The 20,490-nt window shown below is 63.6% G+C and carries 20 protein-coding genes; 19 read left to right on the plus strand and 1 reads right to left on the minus strand.

Annotated elements, in window-relative coordinates; translation table 11 throughout:
* Nucleotides 1-211 precede the first annotated feature (211 nt).
* From G7078_RS06130 to G7078_RS06150, 5 genes are all read left to right on the plus strand, one after another.
* Nucleotides 212-874 (plus strand): hypothetical protein, encoded by a 663-nt coding sequence (locus G7078_RS06130; protein ID WP_166094068.1) that lies wholly within the window; start codon nt 212-214, stop codon nt 872-874.
* Between the two features lie 120 nt (nt 875-994).
* Nucleotides 995-2,941, plus strand: a complete 1,947-nt coding sequence (gene uvrC, locus G7078_RS06135; RefSeq protein ID WP_166094071.1) for an excinuclease ABC subunit UvrC — start codon at nt 995-997, stop codon at nt 2,939-2,941.
* Entirely contained in the window at nt 2,941-3,675 is a 735-nt protein-coding gene (gene recO, locus G7078_RS06140; protein ID WP_166096200.1) for a DNA repair protein RecO, read from the plus strand. Before uvrC ends, recO begins: the two co-directional genes overlap by 1 nt.
* Before the next feature lie 50 nt (nt 3,676-3,725).
* Complete coding sequence (gene apaG / locus G7078_RS06145; RefSeq protein ID WP_166094073.1) at nt 3,726-4,139, plus strand: Co2+/Mg2+ efflux protein ApaG; 414 nt, start codon at nt 3,726-3,728, stop codon at nt 4,137-4,139.
* A 112-nt stretch (nt 4,140-4,251) separates the two neighbouring features.
* Nucleotides 4,252-4,644 (plus strand): hypothetical protein, encoded by a 393-nt coding sequence (locus G7078_RS06150; RefSeq protein WP_166094074.1) that lies wholly within the window; start codon nt 4,252-4,254, stop codon nt 4,642-4,644.
* Nucleotides 4,645-4,832: 188 nt separating this feature from the next.
* On the opposite strand, the gene G7078_RS06155 is transcribed toward G7078_RS06150, so the two are convergent.
* Nucleotides 4,833-5,063 carry a hypothetical protein gene (locus tag G7078_RS06155; protein WP_166094076.1) on the minus strand — a complete coding sequence of 77 codons (231 nt, stop codon included), beginning with the start codon at nt 5,061-5,063 and terminating at the stop codon, nt 4,833-4,835.
* Between the two features lie 360 nt (nt 5,064-5,423).
* On the opposite strand from G7078_RS06155, the gene G7078_RS06160 reads away from it, so the two are divergent.
* Genes G7078_RS06160 through G7078_RS06225 form a run of 14 tightly spaced genes read left to right on the plus strand, consistent with a single transcriptional unit; the run spans nt 5,424 to nt 20,476 of the window.
* A complete protein-coding gene (locus G7078_RS06160) occupies nt 5,424-6,608 on the plus strand; it encodes a glycosyltransferase family 4 protein (RefSeq protein WP_425505234.1) in 1,185 nt (394 codons plus the stop codon).
* Nucleotides 6,609-6,627: 19 nt separating this feature from the next.
* Nucleotides 6,628-7,425: a metallophosphoesterase gene (locus tag G7078_RS06165; RefSeq protein ID WP_166094082.1), complete on the plus strand. Its 798-nt coding sequence runs from the start codon at nt 6,628-6,630 to the stop codon at nt 7,423-7,425.
* Nucleotides 7,426-7,456: 31 nt separating this feature from the next.
* Nucleotides 7,457-8,179, plus strand: coding sequence for a polysaccharide biosynthesis/export family protein (locus G7078_RS06170; protein WP_166094084.1), 723 nt, complete (start codon nt 7,457-7,459; stop codon nt 8,177-8,179).
* A 45-nt stretch (nt 8,180-8,224) separates the two neighbouring features.
* Nucleotides 8,225-10,438 (plus strand): GumC family protein, encoded by a 2,214-nt coding sequence (locus tag G7078_RS06175; RefSeq protein WP_166094085.1) that lies wholly within the window; start codon nt 8,225-8,227, stop codon nt 10,436-10,438.
* A 19-nt stretch (nt 10,439-10,457) separates the two neighbouring features.
* Complete coding sequence (locus G7078_RS06180; RefSeq protein ID WP_166094087.1) at nt 10,458-11,645, plus strand: tetratricopeptide repeat protein; 1,188 nt, start codon at nt 10,458-10,460, stop codon at nt 11,643-11,645.
* Nucleotides 11,642-13,003: an O-antigen ligase family protein gene (locus tag G7078_RS06185; RefSeq protein ID WP_166094090.1), complete on the plus strand. Its 1,362-nt coding sequence runs from the start codon at nt 11,642-11,644 to the stop codon at nt 13,001-13,003. Before G7078_RS06180 ends, G7078_RS06185 begins: the two co-directional genes overlap by 4 nt.
* Nucleotides 13,004-13,036: 33 nt before the next feature.
* The gene (locus G7078_RS06190; RefSeq protein WP_166094092.1) at nt 13,037-13,420 is read left to right on the plus strand and encodes a hypothetical protein; all 384 of its coding nucleotides are present in this window, start codon (nt 13,037-13,039) and stop codon (nt 13,418-13,420) included.
* Nucleotides 13,420-14,517 (plus strand): EpsG family protein, encoded by a 1,098-nt coding sequence (locus tag G7078_RS06195; RefSeq protein ID WP_166094094.1) that lies wholly within the window; start codon nt 13,420-13,422, stop codon nt 14,515-14,517. The genes G7078_RS06190 and G7078_RS06195 overlap by 1 nt, the downstream gene beginning before the upstream one ends.
* Nucleotides 14,510-15,460 (plus strand): Gfo/Idh/MocA family oxidoreductase, encoded by a 951-nt coding sequence (locus G7078_RS06200; RefSeq protein WP_166094097.1) that lies wholly within the window; start codon nt 14,510-14,512, stop codon nt 15,458-15,460. Before G7078_RS06195 ends, G7078_RS06200 begins: the two co-directional genes overlap by 8 nt.
* Entirely contained in the window at nt 15,457-16,038 is a 582-nt protein-coding gene (locus tag G7078_RS06205) for an N-acetyltransferase (RefSeq protein ID WP_166094099.1), read from the plus strand. The genes G7078_RS06200 and G7078_RS06205 overlap by 4 nt, the downstream gene beginning before the upstream one ends.
* Entirely contained in the window at nt 16,035-17,132 is a 1,098-nt protein-coding gene (locus G7078_RS06210) for a DegT/DnrJ/EryC1/StrS family aminotransferase (protein ID WP_206367433.1), read from the plus strand. Before G7078_RS06205 ends, G7078_RS06210 begins: the two co-directional genes overlap by 4 nt.
* A complete protein-coding gene (gene lhgO, locus G7078_RS06215) occupies nt 17,132-18,352 on the plus strand; it encodes an L-2-hydroxyglutarate oxidase (protein WP_166094102.1) in 1,221 nt (406 codons plus the stop codon). Before G7078_RS06210 ends, lhgO begins: the two co-directional genes overlap by 1 nt.
* A complete protein-coding gene (locus G7078_RS06220) occupies nt 18,342-19,337 on the plus strand; it encodes an NAD-dependent epimerase/dehydratase family protein (RefSeq protein WP_166094104.1) in 996 nt (331 codons plus the stop codon). Before lhgO ends, G7078_RS06220 begins: the two co-directional genes overlap by 11 nt.
* An 11-nt stretch (nt 19,338-19,348) precedes the next feature.
* The gene (locus tag G7078_RS06225; protein WP_166094107.1) at nt 19,349-20,476 is read left to right on the plus strand and encodes a DegT/DnrJ/EryC1/StrS family aminotransferase; all 1,128 of its coding nucleotides are present in this window, start codon (nt 19,349-19,351) and stop codon (nt 20,474-20,476) included.
* The last annotated feature ends 14 nt before the right edge of the window (nt 20,477-20,490 follow it).

Consider the following 20,490-nt stretch of genomic DNA (forward strand, 5'->3'; position numbering starts at 1 on the left):
ACGGTTGGTCCCTCTCGGGCATATGGATGAGTAAGCGCGGCGAGCATCCGCTTGGCCGGTCCCAGTTAACGCCGCTTTGCAATACACTGCGCCAGTTAAGTGGCGCACGCGATACCAAGTAACCAGGCAGAACTTCTCCACAATTCTCTGGCTAGTCCTTCAGCGAGTCAGTACGAATTGTGCTGCTCGGCCGTTCATCAAAGGCAGTCAAATGCGCGTTTTGAAAGTTGCGTCTGGTGCGATCGTGGTTGCGTTTGCTCTCCTATCCCCTGCTAACGCGCAAGAGCACAAAAGCGAGGTTGAGCGAGCAGCCGAACTGATGAGAGCAGGTGAACCCGAAAAATCGTTGGTCCTGGTGGAGCCAATCATCGCCCAAGCAATGCTTACGAGTGCTAAGAGGCCGACCGCCATCTGTCCCGGCGTAGCTGCTGCAATTTTACAGAGCTACATGAAAGGGGCGATTACAGCGACGGTAGAGAATGACTGGTGTGAAGCAATGCTTGTAAAGGGCTACGCTTTGAATGAGCTGAAGCGACACGCAGAAGCTGAACGGGTACTTGAAGTTCTAACGCACCACGATACCGGAAACGCCCAGTACCTGAATGAATATGCCTACACAGTGCGCCTGAATGGCGGATTGGAAAGGTCGCTGGATCTCTACCGACGGGCAGAGAAGCTAGCTTCAAAGCTTCCAGACCGAGCAAGCGCGGATCATTGGCGAGCAGTTGCGCTCCGCGGTCAAGGCTACGCGTTAGTTGAGCTCGGACGTTGGGACGAAGCTAAAAAAGCTTACGAAACAAGCTTCAAATACGAGCCTGCGAACGAGATTGCGCGGCACGAGTTGCAGTACATTGAGGAAAATCGACCTGACTGAACTCGTTTTCGCTCAAGCATAAGGTCGTGCCTGGCGCAGACGCGTAACCAACTCGCGAGCCGCAACAAGCGTCGCCTTCGAACACTCGCAGGTCCGCTCGTAAGTCCCTAAGTGGAAGCCGTGAACAAGGCCGACCGACCCGACCAGCCTAACGCCGCCGAGCGCTTCAACGAGGAGCAGGCGACCTATGCCGTGCGTGGCGGGGAAGGGGACAAGCCCGACCTCGACGCCGGCATCGCCGCGATCCGGTCGGTGGTGAAGACGCTGCCGGTTCGCCCCGGGGTCTATCGCATGCAGGATGCGCGCGGCGACGTGCTCTACGTTGGCAAGGCGCGGTCGCTGAAGAACCGGGTCACGAACTACACCCAGGTAAGCCGGCTGCCCAAGCGGTTGCAGCGGATGGTGTCGCAAACCCGATCGATGACGATCGTCACGACGCGCACCGAAGCGGAGGCGCTGCTGCTGGAAGCCCAGCTGATCAAGCGCTTCCGTCCGGCCTACAACGTCCTGCTGCGCGACGACAAAAGCTTCCCCTTCATCCTTTTGCGCGAGGACCACGCCTTTCCCCGGGTGCAGAAGCATCGCGGCGCTCGGCGCGCGAAGGGGCAATATTTCGGACCGTTCGCAAGTGCCGGGTCGGTGACCCGGACGCTCAACGCGTTGCAGAAGCTGTTCCTGCTGCGGAGTTGCTCCGACAGCTTTTTCGAAACGCGCTCCCGGCCCTGCCTGCTGTATCAAATCCGGCGCTGTTCGGCCCCGTGCGTCGGGCGCATTGGTGAAGCGGACTATAAGGAGCTGGTGGACGACGCGAAGGCCTTCCTGGCCGGCAAGTCGACCGGCGTGCAGGAACGGCTCGGCAAGCAAATGGCGACGGCGGCCGAGGGGCAGGATTACGAACTTGCCGCCGTTTACCGTGACCGGCTCCGCGCGTTGACCTATATCCAGGGCAGCCAGACCGTGCACGCCGAAGGGCTTGGCGACGCCGATGTCTTCGCACTCGCCTGCAAGGGCGGGGCGGTGTCGATCCAGGCCTTCTTCATCCGCGGCGGGCAGAATTGGGGCCACCGCGCCTTTTTCCCCGCGCACACGGCCGACGTTCCGGAAGCAGAGGTGCTGGCGAGCTTCCTCGTCCAATTTTACGAAGACGTGCCGCCGCCACGCCGGATCCTGCTCGACCGCGACCTTCCAGACCGCGAATTGCTGGAGGAAGCCCTTGGCGAGCGGGCGGAGCGAAAGGTCGCGATCGAGGAGCCGAAGCGCGGCCCGCGGGCCAAGTTGATCGACCAGGCCAGGCGCAATGCGGAGGAAGCGCTCGATCGCAGAATGGCCGAGACCGCGACGCAGGCCAGGGTGCTTCGCGAACTGGCCGAGACTTTCGAATTGTCCGACGTGCCCAAACGGATCGAAGTCTATGACAACAGCCACATCATGGGGACCAACGCCACCGGCGCGATGATCGTCGCCGGGCCGGAGGGTTTTCGCAAGAACAGCTATCGCAAGTTCAACATCAAGAATGCCGACACGACCCCCGGCGACGATTTCGCGATGATGCGCGAGGTCCTGCAGCGCCGTTTCGCGCGGTTGGAGAAGGACGATCCCGAACGGGCGACCGGGGAGTGGCCGGACTTGCTCCTGATCGATGGCGGCAAGGGGCAATTGTCGTCCGTGTGCGAAACCATGGAAGATGCCGGAGTCCACGATATTCCGGTGGTAGCGGTATCGAAGGGGCCAGACCGCAACGCCGGGCGCGAGACCTTTCATATGCCGGGCGGCCGCGAACTGACGCTCCCGCCCAACTCCGCCCTCATGTTCTACCTGCAACGGCTGCGCGACGAGGCGCACCGGTTCGCCATCGGCACCCATCGCGCCAAGCGGGCGAAGAGCCTTACGACGTCGACGCTGGACGACGTCCCGGGGATCGGGCCGAGCCGGAAGCGCGCGCTGCTGATGCACTTCGGAACCGCCCGTGCGGTCAAAGGGGCGGCGCTCGAAGACCTCGAGCGGGCACCGGGCATTTCCAAGGCCACCGCCCGCCAGGTCTACGACCACTTCCACCCGCGCGGCTGATCGTGGTCGTCGACACCGAGGCCATCGTCTGCGCGCTGCGTGCACATGGCGAGCATGGCGCGATCGTTCGGCTGTTCACGCCGGACGAGGGGCTGATCGCCGGCTATGTGCGCGGCGCCCGCGGTCGCCGGATGCGGCCGATCCTGATGGCCGGCAACGTCGTCGCCGCAGAATTCCGGTCGCGCAGCGAAGCGCAGTTGCCGCAGGTGTCGGTCGAACTCGCCCATAGCCGGGCGGCCGTGTTGGCGGAGCCACTGCCGTCGGAAGCGATCAGCTGGACGGCGACCTTGCTGGCAATCGCGCTGCCGGAGCGCCAGCCCTATCCCCGGCTATATCAGCTCTTCTCCGGCCTTCTCGACGCGATCGAGGCGGCGCCGTCGGCCAAGGGCTGGGCGCCGTCGCTGGTTCGCTTCGAGCTGATGCTGCTGAGCGAGCTCGGTTTTGGCCTCGACCTCGACTCTTGCGCGGCGACGGGCAGCGAAGAAGCGCTGGTCGCGGTCAGTCCCCGATCGGGCCGGGCGGTCAGCGCGGCGGCCGCGGAGCCGTATCGGGGGAAGCTGCTCCGCCTGCCGCCATTCCTTCGCGACGGGGGCACGCCCAATTGGAAGGACGTGCTGGATGGGATGGCGCTTTCGGGACACTTCCTGGTGCGCGACCTGTTGCCGCCATCGGCGCAGCCCCTGATCGAGGTTCGCGACCGGCTGGTCGAGCGCTTGAAGCGGGCAGCGGACTAGTGCAAGCCTGCACGGCACGTGCACAGCCTGATCCTCGCCAGCCGCCGCCGATGAGCGGATTCGCCGACAGTCTCGCCGTGCTGTTCCCGAACGTTGCGACCACGTCCGGAGTCACGATCCGGGTCGCCGTCAGCTACCTCGCCGAACAGTCCAACCCGGCGCTCAGCCGCTGGTTCTGGTCCTACCACATCCGGATCGAAAACGGTTCGGAACGGTCGGTGCAGCTGCTTTCCCGCTACTGGAAGATCGTCGATGGGCGCGGGTCGGTCCATGAAGTGCAGGGGGAGGGGGTCGTCGGCGAAACGCCGCTGATCGCGCCCGGCGGCAGCTTCGATTACGTTTCCGGCTGCCCGCTCGACACGCCCGGCGGTGCGATGAGCGGCCATTACCGGATGGTCGACGAGGACGGCACCGTCTTCGACGCAGCCATTCCAAGGTTCGTCCTGGCTGCCCCAACCAACTGAAAAGACACAACCTTCAAAGAAGTTCGATGCGGGAGGGAAATAAACTGCCTCCATATTGGTTGAGCGATTGTGATCGCGCCGCGGTCCGGAGGATTGTTTGAGGAGTAACGGGATGAAGCAGCGAGTAATTGGCTTGGCGGCTGGCGCCGCAATGTTGGCGGGGGCGGCCGGTACCGCTTCTGCCCAAATGGCCTGGATGCCGGGTTCGGAAATCGTCGGTCAGACCCTTCAGGTCCAGACCAACGGCGTGATGAACAGCGTCTATTTCGGCCCGAATGGCAATGCGACGATCACGACTGCTGGCGGCCGGGCCGTTCCGGCGACGTGGTCGGCAGCTGGCGGTCAGCTTTGCCTGTCCACTGGCGGTCCGCAGGAATGCTGGCCGTACACCCAGGCGTTCCGCGCCGGGCAGCAGATCGCGCTGACCAGCAATTGCCAGGCGACGTCGACGTTCATGGCGCCGAATACGAACCCGATGCAGCAACCTGCGGGCGAGCGCGGCTAAAAGCTACGCTTCCAGCTGGAAGATGCACGAGACGCACGCGGAGAAATCCGCGTGCGTTTTCGTATGGGCTTGAGATGCGTTCAATCCGGGAAGTGATCGGCCATAGAACCGAAGTCCCGGGACGTCGGACAAGAAAAAGGCGGCGCGCCAATGGCACGCCGCCTCTTGAGCTCGATTGAGCCGAAGTCCTACGGGCTGACGGGCGTCAGGTTACCGCTCGACTTGTTGCTTCCACCGAGGATCACGGCAGCCAGGCCGGCGATTGCCGCCAGACCGAGCAGCACCGGAAGAATGCCGAGGCCAATGCCGCCAGCCGCAACCGGAGCGACCATAACCGGGGTCGTGTCGACGGCGACTACCGGCGCATCGGCAACCGGAAGGACGCAGCCTGCGCCCGGCGCCTGGCCGGCAGCAGCCACTGCACCCGCAGTCGCGGCAGCACCGGCGGCCTGCGCACCCGCCGCGCAAACCGCGCTAGCAGAGGAAGCAGTCCCGAAAACGCTGAGCGAAACCAAGGGGTCAACCCGAGGGGCAGAGGTCGCCGCCACGGCGGTCGAACTGAAAGTCATTGCAAGTGCCGCCACTGCAGCACCAAATTTAAACGCGCGATTGCGCCCCATGTTCTTACTCCTACGCCCTTATCGGGGATTGGGCCCCTTTGCCACCAGAATGGATGAAACGCAAATCCCTAGCGAGGGTTGCGCTGAAAATTTTTTTCCCCTTACCTAAGAGAGAGTGACCAACTCCCTAATGATGTCCTGACGCCACAAACGTTCGAAGTGGATCGAAAGCTGAAGTCCCCTGCCGCGACTATCGAGAGTCGCGCAATTCCCCAACAGGACCCGCCACTACTCGCGCTGTCCGCGAACTCGGCCTGGAACCTGGTCAACTTTCGGACGCCCTTGCTCCAATCCCTGCAAGCGACCGGCTATCGGCTCGCGGCGCTGGTTCCGGACGGCGATGATGTCCGCCCACTGTCGGACCTCGGAGTCGAGGTGGTGCCGATCGCAATGAGCCCGCGGGGCATCTCTCCGCTTTCGGACGCACGCCTGACCTATGCCTATTGGAGGGCGCTTCGGCGGCTCAGTCCGCAGGCCTTCCTCGGTTTCACGCCCAAGCCGAATATTTATGGCTCGCTCGCCGCCCGTGCCGCCGGAGTGCCGGTCATCAACAACATTACCGGACTTGGTACGGGTTTCCTGTCCGGCCGCATGCTCGAGCGATTGGTTTCGGGCCTCTACAAGGCTGCGCTGCACGGTTCCCGGCGCGTCTTCTTCCACAATCCGGACGACCTGGCGCTCTTCGTCGAACGCCGGCTCGTTACTCCCGAGCAGGCAGAGGTAATCCCCGGCTCAGGAATCGACCTGGATGCGTTTGCGCCCGCGCCTCCGCGAAGCGGAGACGGTGTCGTCTTCCTGTTTGTCGGCCGAATGCTGATCGACAAGGGAATCGTGGAATTCGCCGAAGCTGCGCGACAGGTGCGCCGGCAGATCCCGGACACCCGCTTTGTGGTGGTCGGCGGTTGGAGCCCACACCCGAAAGCCGCTTCGGCCGAGCAGATCGATGGGTGGAAGGCGGAAGCGATCCTCGAATTCCACGGCAACAGGGACGATGTGCGCTCCTTCGTTGAAGCGTCCGATTGCGTCGTCCTGCCATCCTATCGCGAGGGCCTGCCCCGCGCGCTGCTGGAGGCGTCGGCGCTGGCGCGGCCGTTGATCGCCGCGGACGTGCCCGGGTGCCGCCACCTCGTCGAGGAAGGGGACAACGGGTTCATGTGCACCGTTCGTTCGGCGGACGCCCTCGCCGAGGCGATGGTGAGGTTCGCGCGCTTGCCGGAGGAGGAGCGAAACCAGATGGGCCGGCGTGCCCGGACGAATGCGGAGGAGCGCTTTGGGCACGACCGCGTTACTGATGCTTACATCCGCGCGTTGGAGCCATTAAGCTCCCAATTGACCTCTGTTTGAAGAGACTTGTTCGCCCCCCATGCAATTTTCGCGGAATTTCCTGTTCGGATCGTCGAAACCGTCGGCTCCCCGTGGCCATCGCGCTTATGCCGTCGGCGATATCCACGGGCGCCTTGACCTGCTCGACGACCTGCTGGCCCGGATCGAGGCCGATGCCCGCGGTCGGCGCCAGCTTAAGACGACCATCGTCTTCCTTGGCGACCTGATCGATCGCGGCCCGGATTCGCGCGGCGTCATCGAACGGCTGCGCACCTATCGGCCAGACTTCGCCAAAACGGCCTTCATCCTCGGTAACCATGAAGAGGTGATGCTCCGGGTCATTGCCGGTGAAGCGAAGCTGCTGCAGCAGTGGCTGCGTTTCGGCGGCGCCGAATGCCTCGTAAGTTACGGGCTTGATCCGGCGACCTTGAAGGATCGGTCGGAACGGGAAGCCGCGGCAATCATCGAGCGCCAGGTTCCAGCGTCGCACTTGGAATTCCTACGAAGTTTTGCTGACACCGTCAGTTTTGGCAGCTACTTCTTCGTGCACGCCGGCATTCGGCCGGGGACCAGCCTTGCCGAGCAGAGCGAATCGGATTTGCGCTGGATCCGCGAGCCGTTTTTGGCTGACGAGCGCGACCATGGATCGGTAATCGTGCACGGACACACCATCACGCAGAAGGTCGATGTCTGTGCAAACCGCATCGGTATTGATACGGGGGGGTATCGGACCGGCGTCCTGACGGCGCTCGGGCTCGAATCAACCCGGCAGTGGTTCCTGCAAACGGAAGGGGAGAATGTTGCAGCTAGTTCCTCGGCGCGTGTCGCGCATGGTTGAGCCGAGGGCTGCGACGTCTGGAGTTTATGAGATGAGCCTAGTTGAAGTCATCCTGTCGAAGGCGGGACGCCTGCTGATGTTGTTGCTGCTTGGAACGGCGGCGTTTGCCGCGTCCGGTTGCGGCGACAAGCGCGGGGGCCCGATCCCCTATGATCCGAGCAGCTTCGGAGCGCCGGACTCGGCCACTCTCGTGCCGCTTGAGCAAGGCTACAAGATCGCGCCGATGGACACGCTCTCGGTCAAGGTTTTCAAGATGACGGACCTGACCGGCGACTATCAGGTCGACTTGCTGGGTAACATTTCGATGCCGCTGATTGGCGAAGTGCCCGCGGCGAACAAGACGCCGGAAGAGCTTGATCGGCTGCTCACTGCCCGCTTTGGCGAGAAGTATCTCGAAAATCCCGACGTCAGCATCGGCATCAAGTCCTCCGCGCGGCGCAACGTCACGGTCGATGGCGCGGTGAAGAGCGCTGGCGCCTTCCCGGTCAACGGCCCGATGACCCTGATGCAGGCGGTCGCGCTGGCCGGAGGCTTGACGGAAGATGCCAACGCCAGGCGCGTTGCGGTCTTCCGGCAGATTTCGGGAACGCGGCAGGCCGCCGCTTTCGACCTTGTCACCATCCGTCGCGGCGAGACCCCGGATCCGCAGATTTATTCGGGCGACATCGTCGTGGTCGATGGTTCTTCGGTCAAGGCGACGCAGAAGAAGCTGCTGAATGCCCTCCCGGTATTCTCAATCTTCCGTCCTTTCTAATTCTTCCTACCCCGGAGACCTTTAAATGTCGCAGGCGTGCCCTTCGTGAACAGTGATATTGCGCTTACTGACCGTGAGGGGTCCTGGCCGCTCGCGCGCTTCGACCCGCGCGCCGAGCAGCAGCCGCAGACCGAGGCGGCGGCGCTCGACCTGGCGACGCTCGTCGGCATCCTCAAGGAATGGCGCTGGCTGATCATCGCGATGCTCGCCCTCGGGGCGGCGGCGGCGATCGTTTACAGCCTGCTCAGCACGCCGATGTACCGGTCGAGCGTCACGATGGAGGTCAACCCACCGAACGTCCAGGTGTCGCCGGAGCAGGAGCGCGAGCAAAGCGCCGCGCCGCAGACGTTCGACCTGGTCGCGACCAACGTCGGCCTGCTGAAAAGCCGCAGCCTCGCCTTGCGCGTCGCCGAGGATCTCAACCTGGGCAATAATCAGGATTTTCTCGAGCAACAGGGCGATCCGGGCATCCGGCTCAGCCGTGCGGCGAGCAAGGTCCTCGGCGGTCTCACGGTGAACACCCCCGAGATGGGCACGCTCATCAAGTTCAATTACGTTTCGGCCGACCCGCAGCTAGGCGCTCAAGTCGCCAACGGTCTTGCCGACGCATTCATCAACCAGACGCTCCAGCGGCGCTACGAGGCGTCTGCTTATGCCCGCAACTTCCTCGAGCGGCAGATCGGCAAGACCCGGTCCGACCTCGAGCGGTCGGAGCGCCAGCTGGTCGCTTATGCACAGGCGCAGGGCATCATCAACACCGGCACCGCGGATGAAGGTGGGCAAATCAGCGATACTGCATCGCCCACCGGCGGGTCGCTGATCGCGCTGAACACCGCGCTGGCCGAAGCCACCGCGCGCCGCGTTGCCGCGGAAGGCGCTTACCGTGCCAGCCGCAGCTCCGGACCGACGCAAGACGTCAACAGCAGCACGCAGGAGCTTCGCAACCAGCGTGCCACGCTGCAGTCGGAATATCAGGAAAAGCGCGAGCTGATGAAGCCGGACCATCCGGAAATGCTCAGCCTGCAGTCCCGCATTGCCGAACTCAACCGGCAGATCGCCCGCGAAGGGTCGACGGTCGCCACTGGACGTTCCAACTCGCTGCTTGCCGACTATCGCGGCGCGCTTGCCGCCGAGCAGGCCCTCCAGAGCCGCGTTTCCCAGCTGAAATCGCAGGTCCTGAACCTTCGTGGCCGGAGCATTCAATATACCATCCTCCAGCGCGAGGTGGACACCAACCGGGCACTCTACGACGCTCTGCTGCAGCGCTATAAGGAAATCGGGGTTGCCGGCGGTATCGGCATGGCGCCGGTCTCGATCGTCGACCGCGCCGAAGTTGCGCGGGCGCCCTACAAACCGAACCTAACGATGAACCTGCTGATCGGCGCGATCATCGGCCTCGTGGCGGGCATTGCCGGCGCAATCGCGCTCGAGTTCCTCAACGACACGATCAACACGCGTGATGACGTCCGCAAGAAGCTTGGGCTCGCCTGCCTTGGCGTCATTCCCAAGCGGTCGGGTCGCGAAACTTTCATCGACGATTTGCAGGAGCCAACTTCGCCCACGTCCGAAGCCTATTCGACCGTGGTCACCTCCCTACGCTTCAGCACGGAGCAGGGCGTGCCGAAGGTGCTGATGCTGACCAGCGCGCGGCCGTCGGAAGGCAAGTCGTCGTCGGCGCTTGCACTTGCACAAAACTTTGCCCGGCGCGGCAACCGGGTGCTGTTGCTCGACGCCGACCTTCGCAAGCCGGCGTTCAAGTCGGCGTCCGAAGAGCGTGGCGTGACAAAGCTGCTGACCGACAACGAGCCGATTACGGACCACGTGTCCCAGACCATGTATGAGCGCTTGTGGCTGCTGCCGGCGGGCCCGATCCCGCCCAACCCGGCCGACCTTCTGTCGACCGGGCGGTTTGCCCAGATCCTGCGCGAGGCGTCGACCCACTTCGATATCGTGATCGTCGACGCGCCGCCGGTGCTTGGCCTGGCCGATTCGCCGCTGCTGGCCGGCGTGGTGAAGAACGTCCTCATTGTTGTCGAAAGCGGGAAGACCCGCACCGGTGCGGCCATGGAAGCCGTGCGGGTGATGCGCGCGGCGGGAGCCCATATCCTTGGCGCCACTTTGACCAAGGCGACCAACGTGACCAGTGGCTACGGCTATGGCTACGGTTATGGCTACGGCTATGGGTACGGCTACAAATATGGCGGTGTGGACAGCAAGCGTAACCCGATTTCGCTGATCACCGATGGCTCGGACGAGTAGCACCCGCTCACGTTCACGCTTGCACGGGGGCAGGGCCATCGCCGGCGCGGTGGTCGGCCTCCTGCTGGCCGCGCTGAGCGGAGCCAATGCCTACGTTCTGCTCAAGGCGGAGTCGGATCCGGCGCGCGCCCAAAAGATCTGGGCCGGTCACCCGGCGGTGCTTCGATCCGTGGCATTCCAGGATATCGGTCTTGCCGCTGCCGCTCGCCGCGAGCCGGGTAGCGACACTCTCGCCAAGGTCGAGCGGCTTGCAGCGAACGCACCGCTGGAGCCGGATGCTTTCCTAATCAACGGGGCGCTTGCCCAGCGTGCTGGGGACAGCAAGCGGGCCGAACAATTGTTCCTGGAAGCACGGCAGCGCGACCCGCGGTCGGCGGCCGCGCGCTACCTGCTTGCCGATTATTACCTGCGCAGTGGGGCGACCCTGAAAGGGTTGCAGGAACTGGCGATCCTTGGCCGCCTTGTGAATGGCGCCACCGCACAGCTCGTGCCGGGCCTGGCCGCCTACGCCCGCCAACCGGGCGCGGCGGTCGAGCTGAAGCGAATCCTGGCCGCCAATCCGGAACTGGAGGGGCCGGTCCTGGCGTCCCTGTCCGAAGACGCGAGCAATGCCGATCTGGTGCTCACCCTTGCCAGCAAGCCCGCGCCCGGTGCGCCGCCGCCCGCATGGCAGCGCGCGCTCCTGCAAAGCCTGGTCCAGAGCGGCCAGTTCGCCAAAGCCCATTCCACATGGTCGCGCCTGGCCGGGTTGCCGGCGGTGCCGACGGGGATCTTCAAGCCGGCCTTCGCGCCAAGCCCGGCTCCGCCGCCGTTCAACTGGAGCTTTGCGGAAGCCGGCGGCGGCGTTGCGGAACCGATTTCCGGGGGCGGGCTCCATGTCCTGTATTTCGGGCGCGAGGACGTCGCATTGGCGAGCCAGACCTTGACGCTTGCCAGCGACCGCTACCTGTTTTCGACCCAGATCGGCGGCGACCTGGCCAACGTCCAGCAGCTTCGCTGGGTGCTGCGTTGCCTGCCGGGGCCCGGATCGGCATTCGACCTGCCTTTGTCGAAGCGCGACGGTCGCATATTCCGCGCCGAATTCACTGTCCCGGCGAGCGGCTGCGGCGCGCAGCGGCTTGAGCTGCGCGGTGTTGGGGAAGAGATGGCCAAGTCCAGCGATGTCACCATCGGCGCTCTCCAACTGACAAGGATCGCAGGCCAGTGACCTCGAAGCTCAAGCGGCTGGTCCTGCCGTTATACCTGGCGCTCTGCATCGTCGTCGGCGGCAGTTCGCAGGCGATCCTGCCAAGCGCGATCCTGCAGGTGGCTGCCATTGCATTGATCGTCTGGGCCATCGCGGCGCGGGCGTCCGAACAGGCGACTGCGCCGTCCCGGCGATTGCTGCTGCTGCTCGGCCTGTTTGCCTTGCTCGCAATCGTTCAACTGCTGCCGTTGCCGCCAAGTCTTTGGTCGGCCCTGCCAGGTCGCGCGATCATTGCCCAAGGCTTTGAGGCGCTTGGCTATGCTTTGCCGTGGCAGCCGCTGTCGATGACGCCATATGCGACCGTCGCATCGGCAATGGCCTTGCTTCCGCCCGCGGCCGTCCTCCTGATGGGCGTGCGTCACCGGCAACGCGAAGCGTGGCTCGCGGCCACGTTGGTGCTTTGCACGCTGGTCGGCGTGCTGCTGGGCGCGGTTCAGCTGGCGACCGGGGGACCAGCGTCGTCCGCGGCGTATTTCTACGAGGTCACCAACGACGGCGCCGTCGGCTTCTTCGCCAACCGTAACCACATGGGCTCGTTGCTGCTCGTCGGGATTCCGTTCGGGGTCGCGCTGTTCGCGTCGGCATCGTCGCTGGCCCAGCGAGACAACAAATTGGCCGGCGTGACGGTGTTCGCAGTCGCGGCACTGCTCGTCGTGCTCGCCGGAATCGCGCTCAACCGCTCGCTTGCGGCATTGAGCCTGGCGCTCCCCGTGATCCTGTTTTCCGGCCTGCTGCTGCCCCCGAGCATGCGGCTGCGCCGGTTTGCGCTGCCCGCCGGCGCGCTCGCCCTCGTTGCGACGATGATGGTCCTGGTCAGCAGTTCGATCGGCGATGAACTGACCGGATCCGATACCAGTTCGTTCACAAGCCGGGCCGAAATCTGGGACCGGACCTCCGCCCTGATCGGGAAAACGTTGCCGCTGGGGACCGGGCTTGGCTCCTTCGTCTCGGTCTATCCGCTGGCCGAAGACCCGGCCGAGGCGACCAGGACGTTCGTCAATCACGCCCACAACGACCTGCTCGAACTGACCTTGGAGCTGGGCGCCGCCGGCGTGATCCTGTTGCTCCTCTTTCTCGCCTGGTGGGGGCGTCAGGTCGTCAGGGTTTGGCGGACGACGTTGAGCACGGTCTACGCCCGCGCCGCGACCATCGCTTCGGGCGCGCTGCTGGCCCACAGCCTGGTCGATTATCCGCTCCGCACCCCCGCGCTCGCTGCTGTCTTCGCGATGTGCCTGGCGTTGATGACGCAGCCGTGGCTGAGCCGGCGAAGCTCGGAACGCGCCGCGGTCCGGCCGACCAAGCATGTGACGATTGGCTGACCCGGTGACGATTTCACGCGGGAAGGTTGAAGGTTGAAAGCGCTTTCCGAATTTCTCTGGTCGCTTCACGATGCGAAGATGTTCATAGAACATTCTTCGTCCGTGAGCCCGGATGCGCTGCACATGCTGACGGGGTGCGTGTTGCTAGTGCTGTTGGCGCTGACTCTTCGCCGGCCGCTTTCGAGTTTGCGCCCGTGGGCGGGGACTTTTGCCCTTCTGTTGCTCAACGAGGCCCTCGATCTATGGGTCGAGCAATGGCCAAGCATGGCAATGCAGCTAGGTGAAAGCGCCAAGGACTTGTGGATCACCATGGCGGTCCCCACCGCGATCATGTTGACGGCACGCTTTGCCCCCGCTCTTTACGTCGGCCATGGCAATCCCGATGGGCGGCCCGATCAAGCAGCGATAGGCAGTTAGTGTTCCCCTACTGGATTCTCTTCGGCTGCTTCAGCTTCGCTACGCTGATCGGGTCTGGGGGCGAACGCGATCGCAGGAACGCGATCTTCCTGACGGTAGCCAGCGTGTTCGTCGTGATTTTCATGGGGCTGCGATTCCAGGTCGGCGGCGACTGGATCAATTACCGCATCATCTACAACGACATTCTCTATCGAGGGATGCAGTGGTCCCTTGAAAGCGGCCGTGCGGACCCTGCATATATTTTGCTGAATTGGATTTCCCAGCAGCTGAAGACTGACATCTGGCTCGTCAACATCGTTTGCGCAGCTTCGTTGATGTGGGGCATCGTCGAGATTGCAAAGCGACAGCCGAACCCCTTTCTTATTGTCCTAATTGCTATTCCATACCTGATCATCGTCGTTGGGATGGGGTATACTCGCCAAGCATCGGCAATCGGCCTGAGCATGGTCGCACTTGTCGCGTTCCTGGACAAACGCTGGGCAAAATGCGTCGCCGCCATGATTCTCGCTGCACTATTCCATAAAAGCGCAGTAATTCTCGTGCCAATTGTCGGACTATCCTATTCCCGAAGTCGGATCGTGACGATTTCGATGTTTGCACTTCTTAGCGTCATCCTGTTCGAGCTGGTGGTCAGTTCTCGTCTTGAGACCATGTCCGAAAACTACATGACCGCTCAGTTGCAATCGCAAGGAGCGAACATTCGGGTTGCCATGAACACGTTGGCTGCGGTCTTGTTTTTAATTGCACAGCGTCGCTTCGGGTTTGAACCTCAGGAGCGCGTGCTTTGGCGAAACATTTCTTTTGCCTCACTGTTGGCTGTCCCCGCTATATTGCTGACAAGTTCTTCGACAGTCGTCGACCGCTTATCCCTTTATTTCATCATGTTGCAGCTGGTTGTGCTTGGTCGATTGCCATGGGCCTACACGCGCAACCGCAGCGTCGCTGCGCTTCTAATAGGAATCGTGATGGCCTATTCCGCCACGATCCAGTTTGTCTGGTTGAATTACGCGAACAACGCTTATTGGTGGCTACCTTACCGATCGATCCTCAGCGACGTGCCAGAGCGCAAGGTGGGAAGGCCGGGGCAAGATGAATAACTTTGCCTTGCTCGGTGCGGCCGGGTTCATCGCGCCGCGTCACATGCGCGCGATCCGCGATACGGGGCATCAGCTCGTCGCGGCGATGGATCCGTCGGATTCGGTCGGGATCATCGACACCTACTTCCCGCAAAGCGCGTTCTTCACCGAATTCGAGCGCTTCGACCGCCATGTCGACAAGCTACAGCGCAGCGGCGGGAGCGAGCGGATCGATTATGTCGCGGTCTGCTCTCCCAATTATCTTCACGATTCTCATATTCGTTTCGGCCTTCGTTCGGACGCTGACGTCGTTTGCGAAAAGCCCCTGGTGCTCAACCCATGGAATATCGACGGCCTGCGAGAGGCGGAGGAACGCTCGGGCCGCCGGGTCAACACGATCCTGCAGTTGCGCCTGCACCCGGATATCATCGCGCTTCGCGACCGGGTCGCCGCCGAACCCGCGGACGCGCCCAAGCACGAGGTCGACCTTACCTACATTACGTCCCGCGGGCGCTGGTACCTGTATTCCTGGAAGGGCGACGAGAAGAAATCCGGTGGCATCGCAAGCAACATCGGGGTCCATTTCTTCGACATGCTCAATTTCATTTTTGGCGCGCTCCAGGACAACAAGGTGCACGTCAACGACCCGCTGCGCGCATCCGGTTACCTTGAATATGAGCGGGCCAGGGTGCGCTGGTTCCTGTCGGTCGATGAGCGCGACCTGCCGGCCAGCCAGCATGAGGCGGGGCAGCGCACGTTCCGCTCGATCACGGTGGATGGCCAAGAGATCGAATTCTCGGGCGGGTTCACCGACCTTCACACTCAAAGCTACGAGTTGATCGTCGCTGGCAAAGGCTTCGGCCTGGAGAGTAGCCGCTGCGCCATCGAGACGGTGGCCGCGATCCGCACGATGGCGCCAAGCGGCGCCGGGGAACGGCACCCGCTGGCCGGCGAGCCCAAGTGAGCTATTTCGCCCACGCGACGGCGGTTATCGATGACGGCGCCGACATCGGGGAAGGCAGCCGGATCTGGCATTTCGTGCACGTTTGCGGCGGCAGCAAGATCGGCCGCAACGTCGTCCTTGGCCAGAACGTGTTCGTCGGCGGCGGCGCGGTCATCGGCGACGACTGCAAGGTGCAGAACAACGTCTCGCTATACGACGCCGTGATCCTTGAAGACGGGGTCTTTTGCGGACCCAGCGCTGTCTTTACCAACGTCAACAACCCGCGCGCGCGGGTCGAGCGGAAAGACGAATATCGGGAGACCCGGGTTCGCACTGGAGCCAGCCTGGGTGCCAATTGCACGATCATCTGCGGCGTCACGATCGGCCAATATGCCTTCGTCGCAGCCGGCGCGGTAGTGAACCGCGACGTGGCGGATCATGCGCTGGTGGCCGGGGTTCCCGCCCGGCAGATCGGCTGGATGAGCCGCAATGGAGACAAGCTCGACCTGCCGTTGGCCGGGGATGGCGAAGCGACCTGTCCTTCCACCGGAGAGCGCTATGCGCTGCGTGACGGTGCCTGCCGGCTGCACGGCGAATGATCCCGTTCATCGACCTCAAGAGCCAATATTCCGCGCTCAAGTCGCAGATCGACGGCAACATCGCCCGGGTCCTCGACCACGGCACGTTCATCATGGGGCCCGAAGTCGCGGAGATGGAGCAGGCGCTCGCCAGCTTCGTCGATGTGCCGCACTGCATCTCCGTCGGCAGCGGTACCGACGCCTTGCTGGTTAGCCTGATGGCCCTGGGGATCGGGCCCGGCGACGAAGTCATCGTGCCGGCGTTCACCTTTGCCGCGACCGCGGAAGTTGTGCTGCTGGCTGGTGCGACGCCCGTGTTCGTCGACGTCGAGCCCGACACGTGCAACGTTGACGTAGCTGCAATCGCGGCATCGATTACCCCGCAAACCAAGGCGGTGATGCCGGTCAGCCTATACGGCCAGCCCGCCGACATGGCCGAAATCAATGCGCTTGCACTGACGCACGGCTTCGCCGTCATCGAAGACGCCGCCCAAAGCTTCGGCGCGAGCTACGGCAATCGTCGAAGCTGCGCCTTGTCGCCGATCGGCTGCACAAGCTTTTTTCCGTCTAAGCCGCTCGGCTGCTACGGCGACGGCGGCGCCATCTTCGTCGACGACGATGCGATTGCGCAAGCGTGCCGCGAAATCCGCGTCCACGGTCAATCGAAGCGCTACCACCACACGCGCCTTGGCCTCGGCGGGCGCATGGACACGCTGCAATGCGCGGTTATCCTGGCCAAGCTCGAACGGTTCGAATGGGAGATCGAACGGCGCCTGGAAGTCGGCAGCCGCTACGACCGACTAATCGATTCAGTGGGGATCGAGCGCGCCCGGCTGCGTGACGGCCGGACCACCGTCTTTGCGCAATATACCGTGATGGTCGACGACAGGCCGCGGGTGCAGGACGCCTTGCACGGCAAAGGCATTCCGACCGCTGTCCATTATCCCATCCCGCTCCACCAGCAGCCGGCCTATCGCGAGCTTTCGGTGTTTGGCGACTTGCCGGTCGCGGAGGCGCTGTCGCAGCGGGTGATGAGCCTGCCGATGCACGCCGATTTGGACGAGGGCACGCAGGACCGCATCGTCGAAGCGCTGGTGGAGGCGGTTTCCGCCTGATGAAGGCCGACTTCGTCGTCATCGGCGCAGGGGTGGTGGGGATAACCATCGCCCGCGAGCTCAAGCGCCGGGAGCCGGGCGCCAAGATCGTCGTTCTCGAGAAGGAGGATCGGCCGGGGCGGCATTCCAGCGGGCGCAACAGCGGCGTCCTGCATAGCGGCATCTATTATCCGCCCGACTCGCTCAAGGCGCGGCTGTGCGGGCAGGGCGCGCGGGAAATGGCGCAATTCTGCGTCGAGCGGGGCCTGCCGCTCAACCGGATCGGGAAGGTGCTGGTCCCGACCAGGGCGGAGGACGGGCCGCAACTTGACCTGCTATTCTCGCGCGGCGCGGCAAACGGGGTCGAAGTTCAGCGCGTGGATGGAAAGGCGTTGCGCGAGATCGAGCCGGAGGCGCGGTCGGCGACGGGCGAGGCGCTCTTCGTCCCGACGACCTCGGTCGTCAGCTCCGCAGACGTGATGGCCGCGCTTGTCGATGACGCCTTGAGTAAAGGCATCGAAGTGCTTTGCGGCGGCGGCCTTGCCGGCGTCCGCCCGGGCTCGCGCGCATTGACCTGGGCAGGGCAGGGCATCGAATATGGTCATGCGGTCAACACCGCTGGCCTCCATGCCGACACCGTGGCCCACCTGTTCGGCGTCGGCCGCCGATACACCTTGCTGCCTTTCAAGGGACTGTATTGGAAACTTGATCCGCGAGCGGGGATCGCGGTGCGGCACCTGGTCTATCCGGTCCCGGATTTGCGCGTGCCGTTCCTGGGCATCCACACGACGACGGCGATTGACGGCACGGTCTACGTCGGGCCGACCGCGATCCCGGCCTTCGGGCGTGAGAATTATCGTGGGCTGGCGGGGGTCACGCCCGGGGAATTCCTTCGCATCGGCCGGCTACTGGCCGGCCAATTCGCCAGCGGCCGCGACGGTTTCCGGCGGCTTGCCTGGCAAGAAGGGCGCCGGTTCTCCCGCAATCACTTCGCAAGGGCGGCCCAGGCGCTATTACCGAGGCTGAGGGCCGAACATTTGCTGGGGTGCGACAAGGTCGGCCTTCGCGCCCAAATGTTCGACCGGGCGACCGGGTCGCTGGTCAACGATTTTCTGGTGGAGACTGGACCGGATTCGACGCACGTGCTTAACGCCATCTCGCCGGCGTTCACCAGCTCCCTTCCTTTGGCCCGGCACCTTTGTGCCAAGATACTGGCGAGCAAGGACAATCATGCAACTTGAAGGCAGCAGGCTCGTCCTGATCGGAGGCGCAGGCCTGATCGGTTCAAACACGGTCGATCGGTTGCTCCGCGAAGACGTGCGCGAAGTGGTCATCTACGACAACTTCGTGCGTGGGCGGGCCGAGAATTTGGCCGATGCGCTCAAGGATCCCAGGGTCCGTATCTTCGATATCGGCGGCGATATTCTCCAGACCGATATCCTCGAGGCCGCGCTCGATGGCGCCGATGGAGTGTTTCATTTCGCCGCCCTGTGGCTGCTCCAGTGCCACGAATTCCCACGCAGCGCTTTCGACGTTAACGTCCGCGGGACCTTCAACGTGATGGAAGCATGCGTGAAGAAGGGCGTGAAGCGGCTCGTTTATTCGTCTTCCGCATCGGTTTACGGCGACGCCGTGACCGAGCCGATGGACGAAGATCACCCGTTCAATAACCAGAATTTCTACGGCGCGACCAAGATTGCCGGCGAGGCGATGCTGCGTGCGTTCCACCACCGCTACGGGCTCGATTACGTCGGCCTTCGCTACATGAACGTCTACGGGCCGAGGCAGGACTACAAGGGCGCCTACATCGCCGTAATCATGAAGATGCTTGACGCCATCGATAATGGCGAGAGCCCCACCATCCTTGGCGACGGCTCCGAAGCGTTCGACTTCGTCGCAGTCGAGGATTGCGCGCTCGCCAATGTCCGGGCGATGCAGGCCGATGTCGCCGATCGCTTTTACAACGTCGGCACCGGCACCCGCACCTCACTCAAGGAACTGGCCGAAATGCTGCTCGACCTGACCGGCACCAGCAAGCCGATCAAATATGCGCCGCGAAGCCAGGCGACGCTGGTCCGCAACCGCATCGGCGACCCGGCCAGGGCCTCGAAGGAAATTGGCTTCACCGCCGAAATCGGGCTTCGCGAAGGCCTTGAAAAACTGATTGCTTGGCGTGCGGGCCACAAGGCGGAAGTCGAGGCGCGCCGCGCCGGGGCCGCGTCGTGAGCGCGCGCCCGATGATCCACATCTCCTTGCCGGCGACCGGCGAAGAGGAATGGCAGGCCACCCGCGAGCCATTGATGAGTGGTTGGGTGACCCAGGGACCGAAAGTCGCGGCGTTCGAGAAGGCGTTTGCCGAGCGCCACCAGGTGCCGCACGCGCTTGCGACTACCAGCTGCACCACCGGCCTTCACTTGATCCTGGCCGGCATGGGCATCGGGCCGGGCGATGAGGTCATCGTTCCCGCCTTCACCTGGGTCGCGACCGCCAATGTCGTTCTCTATTGCGGCGCGACGCCGGTCCTGGCCGATGTCGATCGCGATACCTACAACATCGACCCGGCCGACCTGGCCCGCAAGGTGACCGAGCGCACGCGCGCCGTCATTGTCGTCCACCTCTTCGGCCTGTGCGCCGACATGGACGCGATCCGTGCGGTCCTGCCCGCAGGGGTGAAGATCATTGAGGACGCCGCCTGTGCGGCCGGGGCGGCCTACAAGGGGGCGCCCGCCGGGACGCTTGGCGATGCCGCCGCTTTCTCGTTCCACCCGCGCAAGTCGGTGACGACGGGCGAGGGCGGAATGGTGACGACGACAGACGCGGATCTGGCTGCACGCATGGACATGCTTCGCAACCACGGTGCGTCCGTTTCAGAAGAACAACGCCACAAGGGGCCGCGTCCCTATTTGCTGCCGGAATTCAACTTGCTCGGCTTCAACTACCGGATGACCGACCTGCAGGGTGCGGTCGGCCTGGTGCAGCTTGGCAAGCTCGACCGCTTCATTGCCGAACGCCAGAAACTTGCCGAACGCTATCGCGACGGCCTGCAGCGCCTGGGATGGCTGCGCATGCCCGAATTCGGCAATGGCGAGCACGCCTGGCAGGCCTTCGTCACTTATGTCGATCCGGATAGCGCGCCGATGCCGCGCAACGACATCATGGAGAAGCTTCAGCAAGCCGGGATCGCGACCCGCCCCGGCACCCATGCCGTGCACATGCTCGGGCTTTACCGGGACCGCCTGGGCTGCAGCGACGACGACTTTCCAGGTGCGCGGGACTGCGACAGCAACACGATGGCGATCCCGCTGCACAATCGCATGACCGTCGAGGACGTCGATTATGTCATCGACACGATCCGCAGCCTTTAGCGTACTTTCGCGGC

The organism is Sphingomonas sinipercae (assembly GCF_011302055.1).
In the GTDB taxonomy this organism is placed as follows: Bacteria; Pseudomonadota; Alphaproteobacteria; order Sphingomonadales; family Sphingomonadaceae; genus Sphingomicrobium; species Sphingomicrobium sinipercae.

Excerpts from the sequence above, each read along its gene's own strand:
- G7078_RS06130 (WP_166094068.1), top strand. The coding sequence starts at position 212 with ATGCGCGTTTTGAAAGTTGCGTCTGGTGCGATCGTGGTTGCGTTTGCT.
- apaG (WP_166094073.1), top strand. The coding sequence starts at position 3,726 with ATGAGCGGATTCGCCGACAGTCTCGCCGTGCTGTTCCCGAACGTTGCG.
- G7078_RS06150 (WP_166094074.1), top strand. The coding sequence starts at position 4,252 with ATGAAGCAGCGAGTAATTGGCTTGGCGGCTGGCGCCGCAATGTTGGCG.
- G7078_RS06165 (WP_166094082.1), top strand. The coding sequence starts at position 6,628 with ATGCAATTTTCGCGGAATTTCCTGTTCGGATCGTCGAAACCGTCGGCT.
- G7078_RS06170 (WP_166094084.1), top strand. The coding sequence starts at position 7,457 with ATGAGCCTAGTTGAAGTCATCCTGTCGAAGGCGGGACGCCTGCTGATG.
- G7078_RS06200 (WP_166094097.1), top strand. The coding sequence starts at position 14,510 with ATGAATAACTTTGCCTTGCTCGGTGCGGCCGGGTTCATCGCGCCGCGT.
- G7078_RS06210 (WP_206367433.1), top strand. The coding sequence starts at position 16,035 with ATGATCCCGTTCATCGACCTCAAGAGCCAATATTCCGCGCTCAAGTCG.
- lhgO (WP_166094102.1), top strand. The coding sequence starts at position 17,132 with ATGAAGGCCGACTTCGTCGTCATCGGCGCAGGGGTGGTGGGGATAACC.
- G7078_RS06220 (WP_166094104.1), top strand. The coding sequence starts at position 18,342 with ATGCAACTTGAAGGCAGCAGGCTCGTCCTGATCGGAGGCGCAGGCCTG.
- G7078_RS06225 (WP_166094107.1), top strand. The coding sequence starts at position 19,349 with ATGATCCACATCTCCTTGCCGGCGACCGGCGAAGAGGAATGGCAGGCC.